The organism is Streptomyces sp. STR69 (assembly GCF_024519455.1).
Classification (GTDB): domain Bacteria; phylum Actinomycetota; class Actinomycetes; order Streptomycetales; family Streptomycetaceae; genus Streptomyces.
In genome coordinates this window covers 165,736-184,400 of the sequence record NZ_JALJRY010000014.1, presented here as the reverse complement: position 1 = coordinate 184,400, position 18,665 = coordinate 165,736, and the positions used below count along the sequence as shown (strand labels likewise).

The following is an 18,665-nucleotide window of genomic DNA, read 5'->3' as shown; positions in this document are numbered from 1 at the left end:
TATCCGGTGAATAGCCATTCACCCAATGTGCCGGGGAGGCCCGGCGCCCTACTTGCGGGAGGCGAGCGCCCGCGCGTGGACGGTGCGCGCCACCCTGGGGCCGAGCCAGCGCTTGAACCGGCGCAGCGCCTCCAGCCGTCCGGCCGCCTTGTCGATGCCGTAGTAGACCTGCGGCGGGACGTACGGCAGCAGCGGCGAGTGGCGCTGGCCGAGCAGGGCGAACATGCGGTGCGGGGGCAGGTGGATGTAGCGCTGGAGGTTCTCGTACCACTGGGCGCTGTAGCGGGCCGCGCTCTGGATGGACAACAGGGCGGATTTACGGCGCTGTTCGTAGGCGGCGAGGGCCTGTGGGAGTTCGGTGTGATCGCGCAGGGCGTCGGCGAGCGCGATGGCGTCCTCCAGGGCGAGGGTGGTGCCGGCGCCGATCGAGTAGTGGGTGGTGTGGGCGGCGTCGCCGAGCAGGACGAGGTTGTCGCGGTGCCAGGTGCGGTTGGTGAGGGTGCGGAAGTTGAGCCACTGGGCGCTGCCGTCGGCGGAGGCCCGGCCGATCAGGGAGTGGCCGTCGAGGAGGTCGGCGAAGAGCTTCTCCAGGAGGGCGAGTCCGTCGACCTCGGCGGCGGTGTCGAGGCCGAGGCCGGTCCAGGTCTCGGGGGCGCACTCGATGACGCAGGTGCTGCCCTCGGGGCCGAACGCGTAGCCGTAGCACCAGATCCAGCCGTGGTCGGTCTCCACGAAGGCGAAGGTGAAGGAGCCGAAGACCTTGCTGGTGCCGAGCCAGATGTACTGGTTGCGGCCGGGCTTGAGTTCGGCGCCGAAGTGGTCGGCGTGGCGGGTGCGCAGCGCGCTGTTCACGCCGTCGGCGGCCACGATCAGATCCGCGTCGGGCAGGTCGTCGGCGGTGATGTCGTGATCGAACTCCAGCCGTACGCCCAGGGATCTGGCCCGTTCGGCGAGGATCTTGAGGAGGCGGTGGCGGCCGATGCCGTGGCCCTCGTCGCCGGGCTGGGTGGTCGTGAGGTCCCGGATGCGGGCGACGCCGTCGCTCCAGCGCACCGAGTGCTCGTCGACGGCCTGCGCCGACTCGGGGTCGTACGCCCGGAGTTGGTCGAGCAGTCCGCGCCAGTACGTGACGCCCCAGCCGTAGGTCGAGCCCTCGGGGTTGCGCTCGTAGACGGTGATGTCGTGGGACGGGTCCTGCCGCTTCAGCAGGATCGAGAGATACAGGCCGGCGGGCCCGCCTCCGACACAGGCGACCTTCACGCGCACACCCCTGGGTTTTACTCAAAGTGGTCAAGTGGATCCGCAGAGTAGCAGGATGGGGCGGCACGGAATTCGCGTCACCCCCGCACAGGACCGATGAGAGGACCGGGACGGCTCAGACGTCCCTGCCGATCAGACGTCCTTGTCGAGGTGGCGGCGGAGTTCCGCCGTGAGTGCCGGGATCTCACGGCGGAAGGCCGCTTCGTCGAGGCCGTCGTCGGCCACCACGGCGAGCAGCGCGCGGTCTCCGACGGCCGTCACGATGACGTGGCCCGTGCTGCCCCGCGCGGTGATCTCGCGGAGGTGTCCCGCGCCGCCGTGGTCGGCGAGCCGGTGGCCGAGTGCGAGGCCCGCCGCCGCGAGCGCGGCCATGGACTCGGGGTGGGTCTTGTTCGCGTCGCTGGCCACGACGAGCCCGTCACTGGTGGCCAGGGTGGATTCGGTGACTCCCATTACGTTGTCCCGCAGGGCGATGAGGAGGTCGGTCACGGGGTCACTCATGGCGTCTTCTTCCTGTTGCGTGCAGGCGGTGGGACAACGAGGCGGGAGGGGATCCGGTCACGTCGGGCCCGGTGCGTCCGCGGGGCGTCTCGGCGCGGGCGGACGGGGCAGGGCGGGTCGTTCAGTCGTGGGGCCGGGGCTCAGGTGCGGCATTCCGACCGGGGCGGCGGCGCGGGAGCGGTACGGAGTCGGGTGCGGCGGACGCCCCGGCTTGGGGCGCGGTGGGTGCGCCGCGTGCCGCCGTGCTGGGCCTGTTGTCAGGCGAGGGTGTGTGCGGTTGGACGAGACCGCGGTCCAGCAGGTGTCTCAGGTCCATCATCACGGCGAAGAGACCTCGGCCGAGGGCGAAGGCGATGTCCCTCGCCGTGCCGCGTCCGTCCGCGTGGGCCAGAACCTCGTGGTGCCGGGCGGGAAGCCCGCCGACGGTCCCGGGCAGACCCGCGGCGGACACCGACCGGACGCGGGTGCGGGCGAGAGCGGCGACCGAACCGGGCTCCCCGGCAAGGAGGTTGATCCGCCGGGACACCTCGTCGAGGAGTCGCTCGGGGGTGACACCGTCGTTGCGGTACAGCGCCGGTACGGGATCGGCGACCTCCCAACTGCCGGGTACGGCGAGGGAGAGCGCGAAGGCCGCGTCGAACAGGGCGCTCAGGCTGATGACTTCGAGCTCCCCGGCGCCGACCAGCCCGCGCTCCACGAGCTCGGCGGCGAGGTGTTCGTGGGTGGTGTCGGAGGCCCGGACCGCCGACCACGCCTCCTCACTGATCCGGCCCGACCTGAGCAACAGGCCCTCGATACCCGGTGCGCCGGGCGTCTCCATGGCCACCACGAGCCCGTCGCGCACGTGGATGGAGCCGCCCGGGGTGCCGGTGACGCGCACGGTGCAGGAACGCGCCCGGTCCCGGAGAGCCGACAACAGCGCCGGAACGTTGCGGGAGTCGGCGAGCGGTTCCTCGGTGCCGGCCTGGGTCATGCCAGCAACTCGTCGGCGTACCGGTGCAGTTCGAGCAACGCCCAGGTGAGGTTGGTGCGTTCGCGGTCGACGGTCGCGCACAGCAACAAGGGGTCGCCCCGCCGCGCGAGTTGGAGCGTCACGAGATGACGGCTGGAGGTGGTCACGATGACGCTCTCCAACTCCCCCGACGCACCGGCCCGGATGAGGCGGGTACGGGCGATCTCCGCTATTTCGCAGGAATCCTGACTGCCACTCACCTCACCCGACTCCGCATAGGAGAGGCCGGTGACGGCATCGACCAGCATGGCTCCGCTGATACCGGGCGCGCTCAGGGCGCGGTCCAGCGCGGCGTCGAGCGATGACAAAGGCCCCCCCTTCAGTCACTCTGGCGAGCAGACTACTTTATTTGCCAACTATCGCAACACTGACCAAAGATGGTGTTGTCTGTTACCCGCACGGTTCGCATTGAGACCGTTTTCATGGCGAGACGCACCGTCTTGCCGGCTCGTGAGGGAAACGAGGCACCACGTGAACATTGAGGCGACGCTCAAGGAAGCGATGACTATCGACGGGGCCCTGGGGGTGTCCCTTGTCGACTACGAGAGCGGCATGACGCTGGGGGCGCTGGGCGGCGGTCCGCATCTGGACCTGGAGGTCGCGGGGGCGGGCAACACCGAGGTCGTGCGGGCGAAGCAGCGCACGCTGAAGTCCATCAACGTGGACGACCGGATCGAGGACATCCTGATCACCCTCGGAAAGCAGTACCACCTGATCCGACCGCTGACGAGCACACGCGGCTCGCTCTTCCTGTATCTCGCGCTGGACCGGGAGCGCAGCAATCTGGCGCTGGCGAGGCACAACCTGAAGCGCCTTGAGTCGAGTTTGGAGATATGAGCGCGTCGCGGCATATGACAATCGAATAGTCGCGCCCTCGGGACGGTCTCGGCGCGTCCATATCCGCCGAGACCGGCCCGACTATGACGTCCGACCTTTGCGGAGGCTGAATTCCCGGACGGCGCACGGCGGTTAAAGCGGACGGACCATAATTGTCTAGTCCACTTTCTCGGTACGGCACTCCGGGTGGCCCCAGCCCTGGCCGTTCTTGCTGATCGGTTCACCGGCCGCATAGGCGCGCCCGCACAGACAGCGGCCGGGAAACTTCGCCTTGATGGTGCGTGCCGACGAACCGCCGCTCTTGCGGGGCGACTTGGCACCGCCGGCGGGCCGCGCGGACTTCTTCGGGGTGTCGGGCGAAGCGGGCGGTTCCGGGGAGCCGAGTTCGCTGCCCGCGGGCTCCTGGACGATGGCTGCCTGGCTTGCGGCACGGTCGGCGAAGTCGTTCAGCGGGTCGCCGTCGACCTGGTGGGCGGGAACGTAGCGGAACTCGACCGAGCGGCCGTCGAGCAGTTCGTCGATGCGGACGACCAGTTCCTGGTTGGCGACCGGCTTGCCGCCGGACGTCTTCCAGCCGTTGCGCTTCCAGCCGGGCAACCAGGTGGTGACCGCCTTCATGGCGTACTGCGAGTCCATCCGGATCTCCAGCGGCACGTCCGGTGCGGTCGCCGTCAACAGGCGCTCCAGCGCGGTCAGTTCGGCGACGTTGTTGGTGGCCCTGCCGAGCGGTCCCGCCTCCCAGCGGGCCGGGCTCTCCTCGTCGTCCGACACGACCCAGGCCCAGGCCGCGGGCCCGGGATTTCCTTTCGAAGCCCCGTCGCAGGCGGCCACCACACGTTCACGCATGCGCCCGATCATGCCATGACCGCACCACACGCTCCGCGCCGCCCCGGACCCGCAGAACGCCCGGGCCGGTGTCGCGGACCACCCCGCGACCCGGCCGCGCGCCCCGTCCGGCAATCGGACCGCTCGGCCCTCTACGCTGCGCGCATGACCTCGCGACACGAGCAGCGGGTCCGGCTGCGCCACCTGTTGTGGCTGCCTCCGCGCCCTCACGGTGAACAGCCGCGCGAGCGGGTGGTCGGGCCGCTCGAACTCTTCTACGACCTCGTCGTGGTCGTGCTCGTCGCCCAGGCCGCCCACCACCTGGCCGGGGATCTCGACTGGCACGGAGTGGGCCTGTTCGCCGCGGTGTTCGCGCTGGTGTGGATCGCGTGGCTCAACGGCAGCCTGCACCACGAGCTGCACGGGCACGAGGACGCCCGGGGCCGGAGCATGTTCCTGCTGCAGATCCTGGTGCTCGTGCCGCTGGGCGCGTTCATCCCGGAGGCGGGCGACGCCCGCGGTGCCGCGTTCGCCGTGGACGCGGGGGTGCTGTTCGCGGTCCTGGCGCTGCTGTGGCTGCTGGCCTCGCGGGGCGACACTCCCGAATTCCGGCGCCCCAGCGTGCTGTTCGTGACGGGGACGGTCCTGTGCTCGGTCGTGCTGGCCGTGAGCGCCGCGCTGCCCGCGGACGCCCGGGTGCTGACGTGGGGTGTGCTCGCAGTCGTCTACCTGGCGGGGTTCGTGTTCGTGCTCGGCAGGGCGATTCCGGAGCGGGTGGTCGGGTTCAGCGTGACCGACGCGCTCGCCGAGCGGTTCGGGCTGCTCATCATCATCGTGCTCGGCGAGAACGTGACCGGCGTGGTCGACGGACTGTCCCACGAGCCGACCAACGCGCTCACCCTCGCCGTCGGCCTGGTCGCCGTCGTGGTCGGCTTCGGCGGCTGGTGGACGTACTTCGACTTCGCCGGACACCGGCTGCCGCGGCCCACGCGGGCGAGCGCCCTCCAGTGGATGATGATCCATCTGCCGCTCACGGCCGCGGTGGCCGCCATGGGCGCCGCGATGGTGAGCCTGGTCGAGCACGCCCACGACGGCCGGACTCCGGCGGCCACAGCCTGGGTGCTCTGCGGGGGCACGGCCGTCGTGCTCTGCGCGACGATGGTGCTCGCGTCGTCCCTGCGCGTGTGGAGTGAGGACCTGGGCCTCTACCGGCCGCTGGCCCGGACCTGTGTCGCCATGGCCGTCGTGTGCGTGGCCCTGGGCGCCCTGCGTCCGGCTCCGCTCCTCCTGGGTCTGGCCCTCGTGGTCGTGCTCGGCGTGCCCTGGGGACTGGCCGTGGCGCACCGCGTGTCCCACGAAGGGGAACCGGCCGTGTGACCGCGCGGGGGTGTCAGGGCGTCGAGGGGCGGGTCTCGGTCCAGTCGACCATCAGCCGGCGCTCGGCGAAGTACCAGTCGCCGTCCCGCTTGGTGAACTCGTCGAGGTAGCGGATGGACGCGATCATGAGCGTGCGCTGCCCCGACTCGTCCACCGAGACATGGTGGGCCAGGCAGTAGCTCTCGCCGCTCGCCCGGTCCCCGTCCAGGGTGATCGTGCTCTGGCCGTTGAAGTGCGTGGTGGCCCGGTAGGCGTTGAGGTTGTCGAAGACCGGGGCCAGGGACTCGCGGCCGTGCAGCTCCTGTGTCGGCTCCGTCGCGGTGGCGTCCATGAACACCAGGAAGCGGGTGTCCTCGGTGAACAGGGCCATCTGCCCCTTGGCGTCCCGCCGGTCCGCGCAGTGCGCGTAGGCGTCGACCAGCTCGCGGACGGCCAGCCGGTCGGCGGCCTCCTGGGGTGAGATCGCGGTGTGCGAGGCCATGACCGTTCCTTTCGCCGCACTATTTGACATGTGTATAAAATCACTCGTCATGGCAGAGTGCAATGTGAACCCCAGGAGGGCGGAGCGCTGAACCAGCGGATCGATCCACGCGTCACCCGCACGACGCGGGCCTTCGAGGAGGCCGTCGTGGAGCTCGCCTCGCAGCGGTCCGTCTCCCGGATCTCCGTCGCCGAGCTGGCCGACCGCGCCGGGGTCACCCGCGCCACGTTCTACAACCGCTACAGCTCCCCGCTGGACCTGCTCATCCAGGTCCTCCAGGCCGATCTGGACCGCGGCCACCGCCGGGAGGCCGAGGCCCGCGCAGAGGGCGGGCACTCGGCCGCCGCACTGCTCAGGCTGGCCACGGCGGGGGTCGCCGACCACGTCGAGCGGTATCTGCCGGTCTACCGGCACGCCCTCGCGGATCCGGCGGACAGCGGTGTGTACGACGCGCTCGTGCGCCACTTCGGCGACTACACGCTGTCCTTCATGGCCGACGGCGACCGCCCGGGGCTTCCCGAGGCCAATCACCGGGTCGTCGCGCAGTTCCTGGCCCACGGCTTCGCGGGCGCGATCAGGGCATGGCTGGAGGACCCGGCGGTCACCAAGGACGACATGGTCGACGCGGCCGTGGCCTGCGCCCCCGCCTGGTGGACGGCCGCCGACTGACGGACGACCTGCCCGGTCAGACGTCCGTCATCTGCGGCATCTCGCCCTGGGTCGTGCTCATGTCGATCACCGAGAACGAGGCGCCCTGCGGGTCGCTGAGGGCCGCGAACCGCCCGAAGGGGCTGTCCATGGGGCCGAAGCGGAGGATCCCGCCGAGCTTGGTGGCCGTGGCGACGGCGTCGTCGCAGTTGTCCACGGCGAAGTACACGTTGACGTACGACGGGATCTCGGGCGGGAACTCGTCGCCCATCTTCATCCGGCCCAGGACCGGGTTCCCGCCGAGGTTGTAGACGCGGAAGTCGACGGCGGTGTCGTCCACCTGCTGTGCCGTGTACGGGAAGACCGCCGGGAAGAACCCGTCCGCCTTCGCGGGCTCGCGGGTGAAGACCTCGGCCCATGCGTATGCGCCGGCCACGCCCGACACCTCGAAGCCCTCGTGGATACCGCCCTGCCAGACACCGAACACGGCGCCGCTGGGCTCACGGGCCAGGCACATCGTGCCGAACTCGCCGACCTGCATCGGCTCCATCAGCACCTCGCCGCCGTTCTCCCGGATCTTCGTCGCGGTGGCCGCCGCGTCCGGCGAGGCGAGATAGAGGCACCACTGCGACTGCCCCTCCTGGCCGGGCATCGGCGGTACGACGGCCGCGACGGCCTTTCCGTCGACGTAGGCCTGTGTGTAGTTGCCGTACTCCGACGACGACTCGCCGAAGGTCCAGCCGAGGACGTCGCCGTAGAAACTCTTGGCTCCCTCGACGTCGCCGAACATCGCGTCGGCCCAACAGGGGGTTCCCTCAGGTTGTACGGCCATGGTTGCGGCCCTCTCCGGTAGGTCGGGTTGGCTGGATCGAGTTGTCCGAAATCTCACGCTAGTCACCCGGGGAGTGGGGCGCGCGCCGAACTCCGGAATCGGCTGCCCGCGCCCCGCACGCCGGGGTGCGGGCACGAGTCCTCGCCGTCCCCGACTCGAACGGCGGGTTTACGACCTCCGGGACGTGAAGCCGCCCCTTTCGCGCGGTTACCGGCCCTGGGCAGGACTGTTTGGCTTGTAAACCGACGACGCGCTCACCCCTGTTCACCTCCCGGGAGGGAATGTGTCCACACCGGAAAGCGTCAACGGACCGGCCACCGACGACTCCGCCCCCGAGCCACCCGGCAACGGACCACTCACCAGCCTCAGTACGGTCGCGGCCCGGCAACTCGCCACGACCACCAAGTCCGAACCGCAGATGCAGGCCATCACCTCGCGCTGGCTGCTGAAGATGCTGCCCTGGGTGGACGTCAAGGGCGGCGCCTACCGGGTCAACCGGCGGCTCCAGCTCAGCGTCGGCCGCGGCCGGGTGCGGTTCGAGCAGAACGGCGCCGACAACGTCAAGGTCATCCCCCAGACGCTCACCGAACTGCCCGTGCTGCGCGGGTACTCCGACCCGGAGGTCCTGAAGGAGATCGCCGGCCGGTTCCGCGTCCGGGAGGTACGGGCGGGCCAGGTCCTGTTCGAGGCCGGACAACCCGTCACCGAGGCCTACCTGGTCGCCCACGGCCGCTTCACCCGCTACGCCGCAGGACCCTACGACGAGGAGGAGATCCTCGGAGTCGTCACGGACGGCGACCAGATGGGGGACGAGGCCATAGGGCAGTCCGACCCGCTGTGGCTGAGTTCCGTCCGCGCCGAGACCGCGGGCGTACTGCTCGTCCTGCCCTGGGACGTCGTATCCGAATTCACCGATCGCGTACCGTCGTTGGCCGCCCATCTGGAGGCGTACGCCGAGCGGCAGCGGCTGCCGATGAACCGCAAGGGCGAGGCCGATGTGCCGGTGCAGGCCGGCCATGTGGGCGAGCCGACGCTGCCCGGTGGCTTCGTCGACTACGAACTCGCCCCGCGCGAGTACGAGTTGTCCCTCACCCAGACCGTGCTGCGGGTGCACACCAGGGTCGCCGATCTCTACAACGATCCGATGGACCAGACCCAACAGCAACTACGGCTCACCATCGAGGAGATCCGCGAGCGGCAGGAGTGGGAGCTGGTCAACAACCGGGAGTTCGGGCTGCTGCCCAGCATCGACTACACCCAGCGCATCAGCACCTTCACCGGTCCGCCGACCCCGGACGACCTCGACGAACTGCTCGCCATGCGACGCAAGACCAAGCTGTTCCTCGCCCATCCGAAGGCGATCGCGGCCTTCTTCCGGCAGTGCAACAGGCGCGGTCTCGTGCCGGGCACGGCGAACATCGACGGACACGAGATCCCCGCCTGGCGCGGGGTGCCGTTCTTCCCGTGCAGCAAGATCCCGATCTCACCGCAGCACACCAGCAGCATCATCGCGCTGCGCACCGGTGAGGCCGACCAGGGTGTCGTCGGCCTGTTCCAGACCGGTATCCCCGAGGAGTACCAGCCCGGTCTGAACGTCCGCTTCATGGGCATCGACTCGGCCGCGATCATCCGCTACCTCGTCACCGCGTACTACTCGATGGCCATCCTGGTCCCCGACGCGGCGGGAATCCTGGAGAACGTGCAGATCGGCCGGACCGCCGAGTGACGGCCTGGAGAAGCTCATGACCACATCCCTTTCGCTGCCGGGTCCGCCGAACCTGACCGGCACCATGCGGGCCCGGCGCACCGGGGCGATCCCCGGACTCACCTACCGGCCGGCCGCGCCCGCCGACCCGGAGAAGGCCGCGGAGCTCGACCGCAGACTGGAGACCTGGGCGCGCGGCCTCGACCTGTTCCCGGCCGCGTGGGACGGGGACTTCGCCGGGTTCCAGCTCGGCCGGGCCGTGGTGCTCCAGCATCCGGGGGCGGCCGACCTGGAACGCCTGACCGCCGCCGGCAAGCTGCTGCTCGCCGAGAACATCGTCGACAGCTGCTACTGCGAGGAGGACGAGGGCAAGGGTGGCGCGCACCGCGGCCTCGGCGGCCGGCTGATCATGGCCCAGTCGGCGCTGGACCCCTACCACGGCACCCCCGAGCTGGAGGCGGAGTGGCGGCAGGGCATGCAGGCGGACGGCCCGCTGCGCTCGTACCACTTCGCGATCCAGGACTACGCCCTCCTCGCCACCCCCAGCCAGACCGACCGGATCGTGCACGACCTCGCGCGGCTGCACCTCGGCTATCTCGCCGAGGCCGCGTGGGCCGAGATCCGGTACAAGCCCCGGGTGTGGGAGTACCTGGTGATGCGGCAGTTCAACAACTTCCGGCCCTGTCTGTCGATCGTGGACGCGGTCGACGGCTACGAACTGCCCGAGCAGATCTACGCCCGGCCCGAGATCCAGCGGGTCACGGCCCTGGCCTGCAACGCCACCACCATCGTCAACGACCTCTACTCCTTCACCAAGGAACTCGCGAGCGACCCGGACCACCTCAACCTCCCGCAGGTCGTCGCCGCCAACGAGCGGTGCGGGTTGAAGGCCGCCTATCTGAAGTCGGTCGAGATCCACAACCGGATCATGGACGCCTTCGACGAGGAGTCCGCGGCGCTGTCCGCCGCCTCACCCCTCGTCGGGCGCTACACCGAGGGCCTGGCCGCCTGGGTGTCCGGCAACCACGAGTGGCACGCGACCAACACCCACCGCTACCGCCTGCCCAACTACTGGTAAGAGTCCGGTCCCTGACGTCTCGTCAGACGCACGCTAGGAGTCACCGTTGACCACCACCGACGCCGGCACCACAGCAGCACCGGTGCCGACCCAGTCCACGTACCAGAGCCGTGTCGCGGACTACTGGAACGCCGAAGAGAACCCGGTCAACCTCGACCTCGGACAGATCGACGACCTGTACCACCACCACTACGGAATCGGGGGCGCCGACGATTCCGTGCTCGACGAGCCCGACCCCGTCCGGCGCCGCGAACGGCTCACCGCAGAACTGCACCGCCTGGAGCACGCCCAGGCCGAAATGCTCGCCTCCCACCTCGGCCAACTCACCCCGGACGATCGGGTGTTCGACGCCGGCTGCGGTCGCGGCGGGGGCAGTGTGGTGGCGCATCTGCGCTACGGCTGCCGGGCCGACGGGGTCACGATCTCCGCCAAGCAGGCCGAGTTCGCCAACGCGCAGGCCCGTGCCCGGGGCATCGACGGCAAGGTGCGCTACCACCACCGCAACATGCTCGACACCGGCTTCCCCACAGGGGAGTTCGCCGCGTCCTGGAACAACGAGTCCACCATGTACGTCGAGTTGGACCTGCTGTTCGCCGAGCACGCCCGGCTGCTGCGCCGCGGCGGACGCTATGTGGTGATCACCGGCTGCTACAACGACACCTACGGCCGGGCCTCGCGCGAGGTGTCCCTCATCAACGCCCACTACATCTGCGACATCCACCCCAGGTCGGAGTACTTCCGGGCGATGGCCCGCAACCGGCTGGTGCCCGTCCACGTCCAAGACCTCACCGAGGACACGATCCCCTACTGGGCCCTGCGCAGCCGGGCCGACCATCTGGTCACGGGCATCGAGGACACCTTCCTGACCGCCTACCGCAACGGCAGTTTCCAGTATCTGCTGATCGCGGCCGACCGGGTCTGAGGCTCAGCACCCATCGCCGTACAGTCGTGCGTCTTCCTCCTGCCGCCCGGCTGTGCTTGCCTGAGGGGCTGTTTGCCGGTGCCCGGGGCGGGAGTCGCCGTATGCGGAAGCCGTGGATCGTGGGTGTGCTGCTGGCCGGAGTGCTGCTCGGCGCGTGCACGGACCCGGCGTCCGGACCCGAGGTCGCCCCACCGACCCCTTCGGTGCCGACCGCCACACACCGGCAGGCCCCCGCGGCCCCGGTGAAGTCGGCGCCGGGTGTGCTGTATCTCGGGGACTCCCTGGCGATGGAGAGTCAGCGGGTGCTCGGGCAGGAACTTCGCGGCACGCTGGACGCGACGTACACGAGTGCCCCGTACTCGGGCACCACGCTGTGCGACTACCTGGAGGGCACCGGGGCGAGTTCCCTGGTGCCGGACGCCGACAAGGCGGCGGCCCTGGTGCGCGCGCTGCACCCGGACTTCGTGGTGCTGCAGTTCTGGGGCAACGCGTGGGGCTACACGCCCTGCATGGACGGCATCACCTACGCCGCCGACCGGCAGACGTATCTACGGCGGTACGCGGCCGACATCAGGAAGCTCACCGCGCAGATCGCGACCGCCGGAGGCACCCAACGGCCCACGATCGTCTGGGTGTTGCAGGGGCCGGACCCGATCACCCCCGAGCGCGTCCGGGCGGTGAACGCGCTCTACGAGACGTCGGCCGGGTCCGCCGGTGACATCGTCGCCGACGCCGGCCGGACCGTGAGCGCGGCCGGCGCCCGCTACATCTGGACCCAGTACGTCCCGTGCACCGCGTACGAGCGCGCCCACCCCGACTACTGCACCCAGCCGGGCAACGGCCGTACGGCCCTGCACCGGGACGACGACTACCTGCACTTCTGCCTGGCGCCGACGACCTCGACACCGAGACCGTGTCCGGTCCGCTCCCCCGGCATCCTGCGCGTGGCCCGGGAGATCACCCGCGTGATCGGCTCCCGAGCTCAGTCTCGATCAGGCGGTTGAGGTGGCGGCGGGCGTCCTCGGTGCTCAACGGGGGTGCCTGGCGCAGCCGTTGCAGGGCGAGGCCGTCGGCGAGGGCGGCGAAGCGGACGGTGAAGCCGTCGAGGTCGTCGGAGCCGAACTCGCCGTCGGCGACGCCCCGTTCGGCCAGCGCGCGGATCTGCTGGTGCCAGCTCTCGTACCGCCGGGCCTGACCGCCGCTGAAGGCCACGTCGGTACCCTGCTCGCCCGCGTTCCAGTAGTCGAACCACATCCGCCAGTGCCGGTCGGTGTCCTCGGTGAACAGCGCGTCGACCAGCAGCCGCAGCGCCTGAGCCCCACTGGTCGCCTGCTCGGCGGCCTCGTTCAACTCGGCGTAGTAGCGCTCGATGTGCAGGACCATCGCCTCGGAGAGGATCTCCTGCACACTGCCGAAGTGGTAGGTGACGGTACCGACGGAGACCCCGGCGGCAGCGGCCACGTCCCGCACGCCGACCGAGGCGTAGCCGCGTTCCGCTATCAGCGGGACGGCCGCCTCGACAATGAGCCGGCGCCGCACCTCGGTGGGCTGCCGGGTACGGTCTGCCGCGGCGACGGCACGACGCGGGGACTTGGCGGCCGACTGAGGCTGCTTGGCGGCCGTCATCCCGACGTCCTCGGGGTGGTGCGGTGCCATGCGCGCTTGGCCACTGTCTCTCCGTTCGCCCGTGCTTCGACGCGACTGTCCATGACGAAGTCCGCGGCCGTGGCGCGCAGCTCCGTCCGCGCCATGATCTCAGCGTCCCACTCGTCCCCGCGCCGCAACCGGATGCGCCACTCCGACACGGCGTGCGCGGACAGCGGGTCGTCACTCCGGATGCGGTAGGTCTCCCGCGCGCCCTCCTCGTAGCGCAGCCCGTCCGGATACGTCCGTGAGCCCCCGTAGTTGGGGTCGACCTCCAGCGTCCACTCCCCCTTGGCCACGTCGTGCGTGACCAGCCGCTCGGGGGTCGGCTCGGCGGGCCGGTCATAGGTCACGTCGAGCGGGACCGCCTGCTCGGGCTCCTCGAAGCGGATCGGCGGCTCCGATCCCCTTTCGCGCACGGGCAGTTGGACGGCGCTCCCGGCCGGAACGACCCGCAGCTCGCCGCGCCCACCGTGCGGCCACACCCACGGCCAGTACGTGTCGGAGACGGCGACCCGGATCCGATGCCCGGGAGGGACCGCGTAACCGATGCCGGTCAGCTCGAACTCGACGTCCTCGTACGTCCCCGGGGTCCACTCGACGGCCCGGTCCCGGCCGTGCCTGCTCAGGAGGTTGAGCACGCCACGGGTGACGAGCGTGGACGAGCCGTCCGGGGCCACATCGCAGAGCCGGGCGACGACATGGGCGCGCGGGGTGGCGCTGTCGAGGCGGAGCCTGACGCGCGGACGGCCAAGGATCTCGACGCGCTCGGTGAGCGGGTCGGAGTCGAAGCACACCGAACGGCCGTCCTCCTCGCGCTGGTCCGGCGGCAGGTCGCTCGCGTTCCCGAAAGGGAAGAAGCGCCCGGCGTCGAGCCCGGTGTGCTGCGGGGACCGCACGAGGACGGGCTCAGCGCCTGCGCCGAGGGGCCTTGAGTCCCAACTCACCTTCTGACTCGGCCACTTGGCATCCCCCACCCAACGGCCGGGCAGTACGTCGTACGATGTCGCCGGCGGGACCGGGTCGGTGATCCACGCCCGGAGCAGTGGCTCCCCCATCACTCCCGTGTCGATGCCCTTGAGGTGCTGGTCCCACCAGCGGAGGGTCTCCTGGAGGAAGCCGATCGCGGGCCCTGGCGGCAGTCCCCGGTCGGGGTACTGGTGCGACCAGGGGCCGACGATCCCCCGGACGCGGTCGCCAGGCAGGTGCTCGACGAGCCGCAACACGGTGTCCCGGTACGGGTCGTTCCAGCCGCCGACCGCGAGGACGGCCGCGTCGATCGCGGTGTAGTCCTCGCAGACGCTGCCGTGCTTCCAGTAGTCGTCGCGCTGTTGATGGTCGAGCCAGGTGTGCAGGAAGGGTTCGAGGGCGTCGAGGCGTTCGCGCCACATGGGCAGCCAGCGGTCCGCGCCTACGCTCGCCGGGTCCGGCGGGCGGGCGGCGAAGGCGAGCATGGTGCCGGCCCAGGCGAGCATGTCGATGCCGAGGACGGCGCCGCCCGTGTAGTGGACGTCGTTGTCGTAGCGGTCGTCGGTCGAGCAGACGGTGACGATCGCCTTGAGCGGTTCGGGAGCGAGCGCGGCGATCTGGAGGGCGTTGAAGCCACCCCAGGAGATGCCGAACATGCCGACCTTGCCGGTGCACCAGGGCTGCGCCGCAAGCCAGTTGACGACGTCGACACCGTCGGCGAGTTCCTGGGCGTCGTACTCGTCGCCGGGCAGGCCCTCGCTGTCGCCGTGCCCACGGATGTCGACGCGGACGGAGGCGTAACCATGCCCCGCGTACCAGGGGTGGCGCTGGGCGTCGCGGGGCGCGGTCCAGTCGCTCTTGCGGTACGGGAGGTATTCGAGCAGCGCGGGCACGGGGTCCGACTCGGCGTCATCGGGCCGCCAGACGCGGGCATGCAGCCGGGTCCTTCCGTCCCGGGTGGGGATCCAGACGTCCTCGCGGACGACCCGGCGCTCGAACTGCTCGCGGTACTTCACAACGCTCCTTCTGCCACGGGGGCGTTGAGGGGGCGCCAACGCCGGACGCGGTGACCGTCGTCCCCGTGGTCGGTCCAGATGCCGTCCCCGTCCGCCGCGTCGGCCCAGTCGGCGGTGTCGTCGACGTAGGGCTGCGCGTCAGGGTCGGGTTCGAGGGCAGCGGCCATCAGTTGGCGGGTGTAGGGGTGGCGGGGGTCGGCGAACACCGCTTCCGTCGGGCCCTCTTCGACGACCACTCCGTGGCGCAGTACGACAACCCGGTCCGCGATACCCCGTACGACCGCCAGGTCGTGGCTGATGAACAGGCAGGCGAGATCGCGTTCGCGCCGGAGGTCGTCGAGGAGGCGGAGCACGTCTGCCTGGACGGAGACGTCCAGGGCGGTGGTGATCTCGTCGGCGATGAGGACGTCCGGCTCACCCGCCAACGCCCTTGCGATACCGATGCGTTGACGCTGACCGCCGGAGAGCTGTGCGGGGAGGCGGTCGGCGAGGGCGGGGTCGAGGCGTACGTCCGCGATGAGTTGTCGGGCCCGATCAGCGGCCTCCGCGCGATCGGTCGCCGTGCCGAAGAACCGCAGGGGGTGGCGGACCGCGTCGCCCACGGAACGGCGGGGGGTGAGTGAGGTGTCCGCGTTCTGGAAGACGAGTTGCACGCGTCGCCGCAGGGACAGCGGCCGTTGCTGGGCCGGCAGGGCCAGGTCGCCGTCCTCGTGGCGCATGGTGCCGCCGGACGGGGTGCGCAGTCCGGCCAGGGTCCACGCGAGGGTGGACTTGCCGCTGCCCGACTCCCCTACGAGCGCGAGGACTTCGCCGCGCCGGACGTCGAAGGAGACGCCGTGCACGGCACGCGTACTGCCGTAGTCGATGGTGACGTCCTGCGTGGAGACGGCCACGGGCGCGTCGGCGGGCACCTCGGCCTTGGGCCTGACCTCCCGCTCCCCCGCCTCGCCGACGACCGCGAGCCCGGCGTCGTCGAGGCGCGGCACGCTCGCCAACAGGCGGCGGGTGTACGGGTCTTGGGGCTGGGCGAAGAGCTGCCTGGTGGACGCCGATTCCACCACCCGGCCCGAGCGCAGGACGGTCACCTCGTCCGCCATGTGCGCGACGACTCCGAGGTCATGGCTCACCAGCACTGCGGCGAGGCCGAGTTCGTCGCGCAGGGCGGCGATCAGGTCGAGGACGCTGCGCTGGGTGACGACGTCCAGGCCGGTCGTCGGTTCGTCGAGGACCAGGACCCTGGGGCGGGCCGCGATGGCCATGGCGATGGCGACGCGCTGCTGCTGGCCGCCGGAGAGTTCGTGCGGGTAGCGCCGGGCCAGGTCGGCGGGGTGCGGCAGCCGGACCTGTTCGAGGAGTTCCACGACGGGGACATCGCCGCCGGCCTCCGCGATCTGGCGTCCGATGCGCATGGAGGGCGTGAGGGCGTGGCCGGCGTTCTGGCCGACCATCGCGACCGTGCCGCCGCGCAGCCGTCGCAACTCCCTTGCGGGCAGGGCGAAGACGTCGGCTCCGCCCACCTCGACGGAACCGCCGGTGATGCGCGACCCGTGCCGCAGATGCCCGAGGAGGGTCGCGGCGACGGTCGACTTGCCGCTGCCCGACTCACCGACCAGCGCGTGGGTGCGCCCCTCGGCGACCTCAAGGGACACCTCGTGCACGACGGGCACGTCCCGGCCGCCCGAACGATAGGCCACGGACAGGGAGTTGACGGAAACGATGGGGGTCATCAGGAGCCCTCCCTGATCCGGTCGACGCCCCACGCCTTGGACAGGCCGTCGGCCGCGAGGTTGAGCCCGACCACAAGGGTGGCCAGGGCGATGATGGGCGCGATGCTCGCCATCGGGACGACGGTGATGGCGGTGCGGTTCTCGGCGACCATCAGTCCCCAGTCCGGAGTCGGCGGGTCGGCGCCGAAACCGAGGAAGGACAGCGAGGAGATCAGCAGGACGACCCAGGAGGCCCGCATCGCGAACTCCACGCACACCACGTCCGTGATGTTCGGCAGGATCTCCCGGCGCAGGATCGACCAGGTGCTCTCGCCTCGGGCGCGGGCCGCGGTCACGTAGTCGGCGGGGACGACCGCGAGGGCGGCGCCGCGCACGACACGGACGACCTGCGGGACGTAGACGATCGCGACGGCGAGGACGATGACCGCCGGGCCGGTGCCGAGGGCGGTCACGACGACGAGCAGGGCGAGGATCGACGGTACGGACAGCACCGCGTCCAGGACCCGGCCCAGTACGTCGTCGAACCAGCCGCCGCGCAGGGCCGCCGCGCAGCCGATGACCGTGCCGAGGGCGACGGTGAGGAGGGTGGCGGCGACGGAGACGCCGAGGGCGTACCGGCCGCCGTAGAGGACGCGGGCGAGGACGTCGCGGCCGTACTGGTCGGTGCCGGCCCAGTGGCTCCAACTGGAGCCGAGCAGGGCGTGGTTGGCGTCGTTGGCGATCGGGTCGTAGGAGGTGAGGAGCGGGGCCAGCAGGGCGATCAGGACGTGTACGGCGACGATCGCGAGGCCGACGAGCGCCGTGCGGGAGGTGCTCAGGGTGCGCCAGGCGCGGGTACCGCGTGCGGCCAGGGTCGGTGCGGTGGCGAGCGTGGTCATCGGGTCCTCCCTCGGGTGCGGAGCCTGGGGTTGAGGGCCATGGTGGCCAGGTCGGCGGCGAGGTTGCAGACGACGTAGACGACCGCGCTGATCAGGGCGATGGCCTGGATGGTGGGCAGGTCGCGGTTCTGCACGGAGGAGAGCATCAGTTTGCCGATGCCCGGGTAGTTGAAGACGTTCTCGACGACCGCGACCCCGCCGACCAGCCACGCCACGTTGAGCGCGATGACGTGCAGGGTGGGCAGCAGGGCGCTCGGCAGGGCGTGCCGGGTGACGACCCGCCAGGTGGAGAGGCCCTTGAGGCGGGCGGTGGTGACGTACTCGGTGGCCATCACGTCGATGACCGAGGTGCGGGCCATGCGGACGATGTACGCGGCCATCACCACGGCGAGGGCGAGGGCGGGAAGCCATACGGCGGGCAGGAGTTGGCCGATCGTGGCGTCGGGGCCGTAGAGGACGACTGCCGGGAACCACGGGAGGGCGACCGAGAAGCACAGGACCAGGACGGTCGCCACGACGAACTCGGGGACGCTCATGCCGACGAGGCTGACGGTGGAGATGAGGTGGTCGGGCCAGCGGTCTCGGTAGAGGCCCGCGAGGATGCCGAGGACGATCGAGCCGGTGACCGCGAAGAGGACCGTGACGAGGGCGATCAGCGCGGAGTTGGCGAGGTACGTCCCCACTTCGCTGCCTACGGCTTTGCCGGAGACGAGGGAGGTGCCGAAGTCGCCGTGGAGCGCGCCGCCCACCCAGTCGAAGTACCGCTCCCAGGCGGGCTTGTCGAGTTTCAGTTTCTCCCGCAGGGCGGCCACCGCGTCCGGGGTCGCGTCCTTGCCGAGGATCTGGGTGGCGACGTCGCCGGGCAGGGCCTGGACGGCGAGGAAGACGAGGACGGAGGAGAGGAAGAGAGTGCCAACTGCCGCCGCGATACGGCGGGTGATGAAGGAGAGCAT

The 18,665-nt window shown here is 70.6% G+C and carries 19 protein-coding genes; 7 read left to right on the top strand and 12 right to left on the bottom strand.

Translation table 11 applies throughout. The features are described 5' to 3' along the window. Window positions 1-48: 48 nt before the first annotated feature. From OC490_RS26230 to OC490_RS26215, 4 genes are all read right to left on the bottom strand, one after another. Entirely contained in the window at window positions 49-1,260 is a 1,212-nt protein-coding gene (locus OC490_RS26230) for an FAD-dependent monooxygenase (protein WP_262060448.1), read from the bottom strand. Between the two features lie 132 nt (window positions 1,261-1,392). Continuing rightward, window positions 1,393-1,761 carry a roadblock/LC7 domain-containing protein gene (locus tag OC490_RS26225; RefSeq protein WP_262060447.1) on the bottom strand — a complete coding sequence of 123 codons (369 nt, stop codon included), beginning with the start codon at window positions 1,759-1,761 and terminating at the stop codon, window positions 1,393-1,395. A 121-nt stretch (window positions 1,762-1,882) separates the two neighbouring features. Beyond that, the gene (locus OC490_RS26220; RefSeq protein WP_262060446.1) at window positions 1,883-2,734 is read right to left on the bottom strand and encodes a hypothetical protein; all 852 of its coding nucleotides are present in this window, start codon (window positions 2,732-2,734) and stop codon (window positions 1,883-1,885) included. Further along, window positions 2,731-3,081 carry a hypothetical protein gene (locus OC490_RS26215; RefSeq protein ID WP_262060445.1) on the bottom strand — a complete coding sequence of 117 codons (351 nt, stop codon included), beginning with the start codon at window positions 3,079-3,081 and terminating at the stop codon, window positions 2,731-2,733. Before OC490_RS26215 ends, OC490_RS26220 begins: the two co-directional genes overlap by 4 nt. Before the next feature lie 163 nt (window positions 3,082-3,244). Here OC490_RS26215 and OC490_RS26210 point away from each other — a divergent pair, with 163 nt between their 5' ends. Beyond that, entirely contained in the window at window positions 3,245-3,610 is a 366-nt protein-coding gene (locus OC490_RS26210) for a hypothetical protein (RefSeq protein WP_262060444.1), read from the top strand. Window positions 3,611-3,766: 156 nt separating this feature from the next. On the opposite strand, the gene OC490_RS26205 is transcribed toward OC490_RS26210, so the two are convergent. Then, window positions 3,767-4,468 carry a ribonuclease H gene (locus OC490_RS26205; RefSeq protein ID WP_262060443.1) on the bottom strand — a complete coding sequence of 234 codons (702 nt, stop codon included), beginning with the start codon at window positions 4,466-4,468 and terminating at the stop codon, window positions 3,767-3,769. Window positions 4,469-4,600: 132 nt separating this feature from the next. Between OC490_RS26205 and OC490_RS26200 the strand changes: the two genes are divergently transcribed. Further along, window positions 4,601-5,812: a low temperature requirement protein A gene (locus tag OC490_RS26200; RefSeq protein ID WP_262060442.1), complete on the top strand. Its 1,212-nt coding sequence runs from the start codon at window positions 4,601-4,603 to the stop codon at window positions 5,810-5,812. Between the two features lie 13 nt (window positions 5,813-5,825). Here the strand turns inward: OC490_RS26200 and OC490_RS26195 are convergent, their stop codons facing one another. Next, complete coding sequence (locus OC490_RS26195; protein ID WP_262060441.1) at window positions 5,826-6,293, bottom strand: nuclear transport factor 2 family protein; 468 nt, start codon at window positions 6,291-6,293, stop codon at window positions 5,826-5,828. Window positions 6,294-6,350: 57 nt separating this feature from the next. Between OC490_RS26195 and OC490_RS26190 the strand changes: the two genes are divergently transcribed. After that, on the top strand, window positions 6,351-6,962 hold the full coding sequence (locus OC490_RS26190) for a TetR/AcrR family transcriptional regulator (protein ID WP_262060440.1): 612 nt from the start codon (window positions 6,351-6,353) through the stop codon (window positions 6,960-6,962). A 16-nt stretch (window positions 6,963-6,978) separates the two neighbouring features. Here OC490_RS26190 and OC490_RS26185 read toward each other — a convergent pair whose 3' ends face one another. After that, window positions 6,979-7,773 carry a VOC family protein gene (locus OC490_RS26185; RefSeq protein ID WP_262060439.1) on the bottom strand — a complete coding sequence of 265 codons (795 nt, stop codon included), beginning with the start codon at window positions 7,771-7,773 and terminating at the stop codon, window positions 6,979-6,981. A gap of 283 nt (window positions 7,774-8,056) precedes the next feature. Between OC490_RS26185 and OC490_RS26180 the strand changes: the two genes are divergently transcribed. From OC490_RS26180 to OC490_RS26165, 4 genes are all read left to right on the top strand, one after another. Continuing rightward, window positions 8,057-9,499 carry a family 2B encapsulin nanocompartment shell protein gene (locus OC490_RS26180; protein ID WP_262060438.1) on the top strand — a complete coding sequence of 481 codons (1,443 nt, stop codon included), beginning with the start codon at window positions 8,057-8,059 and terminating at the stop codon, window positions 9,497-9,499. Window positions 9,500-9,515: 16 nt separating this feature from the next. Continuing rightward, the gene (locus tag OC490_RS26175; RefSeq protein WP_262060437.1) at window positions 9,516-10,556 is read left to right on the top strand and encodes a family 2 encapsulin nanocompartment cargo protein terpene cyclase; all 1,041 of its coding nucleotides are present in this window, start codon (window positions 9,516-9,518) and stop codon (window positions 10,554-10,556) included. A gap of 46 nt (window positions 10,557-10,602) precedes the next feature. Beyond that, window positions 10,603-11,478 carry a geranyl diphosphate 2-C-methyltransferase gene (locus OC490_RS26170; RefSeq protein ID WP_262060436.1) on the top strand — a complete coding sequence of 292 codons (876 nt, stop codon included), beginning with the start codon at window positions 10,603-10,605 and terminating at the stop codon, window positions 11,476-11,478. A gap of 101 nt (window positions 11,479-11,579) precedes the next feature. Then, on the top strand, window positions 11,580-12,482 hold the full coding sequence (locus OC490_RS26165) for an SGNH/GDSL hydrolase family protein (RefSeq protein WP_262060435.1): 903 nt from the start codon (window positions 11,580-11,582) through the stop codon (window positions 12,480-12,482). Here OC490_RS26165 and OC490_RS26160 read toward each other — a convergent pair. The 5 genes from OC490_RS26160 to OC490_RS26140 are packed head-to-tail and all read right to left on the bottom strand — an operon-like array spanning window position 12,436 to window position 18,665. Beyond that, entirely contained in the window at window positions 12,436-13,104 is a 669-nt protein-coding gene (locus tag OC490_RS26160; RefSeq protein ID WP_262060434.1) for a TetR/AcrR family transcriptional regulator, read from the bottom strand. The genes OC490_RS26165 and OC490_RS26160 overlap by 47 nt on opposite strands. Next, on the bottom strand, window positions 13,101-15,107 hold the full coding sequence (locus tag OC490_RS26155; protein ID WP_262060433.1) for a CocE/NonD family hydrolase: 2,007 nt from the start codon (window positions 15,105-15,107) through the stop codon (window positions 13,101-13,103). The genes OC490_RS26160 and OC490_RS26155 overlap by 4 nt, the downstream gene beginning before the upstream one ends. Continuing rightward, window positions 15,104-16,834: a dipeptide ABC transporter ATP-binding protein gene (locus OC490_RS26150; protein WP_262060432.1), complete on the bottom strand. Its 1,731-nt coding sequence runs from the start codon at window positions 16,832-16,834 to the stop codon at window positions 15,104-15,106. The genes OC490_RS26155 and OC490_RS26150 overlap by 4 nt, the downstream gene beginning before the upstream one ends. Then, the gene (locus tag OC490_RS26145; RefSeq protein WP_262060431.1) at window positions 16,834-17,712 is read right to left on the bottom strand and encodes an ABC transporter permease; all 879 of its coding nucleotides are present in this window, start codon (window positions 17,710-17,712) and stop codon (window positions 16,834-16,836) included. The genes OC490_RS26150 and OC490_RS26145 overlap by 1 nt, the downstream gene beginning before the upstream one ends. Next, window positions 17,709-18,665 carry an ABC transporter permease gene (locus OC490_RS26140; RefSeq protein WP_262060430.1) on the bottom strand — a complete coding sequence of 319 codons (957 nt, stop codon included), beginning with the start codon at window positions 18,663-18,665 and terminating at the stop codon, window positions 17,709-17,711. The genes OC490_RS26145 and OC490_RS26140 overlap by 4 nt, the downstream gene beginning before the upstream one ends.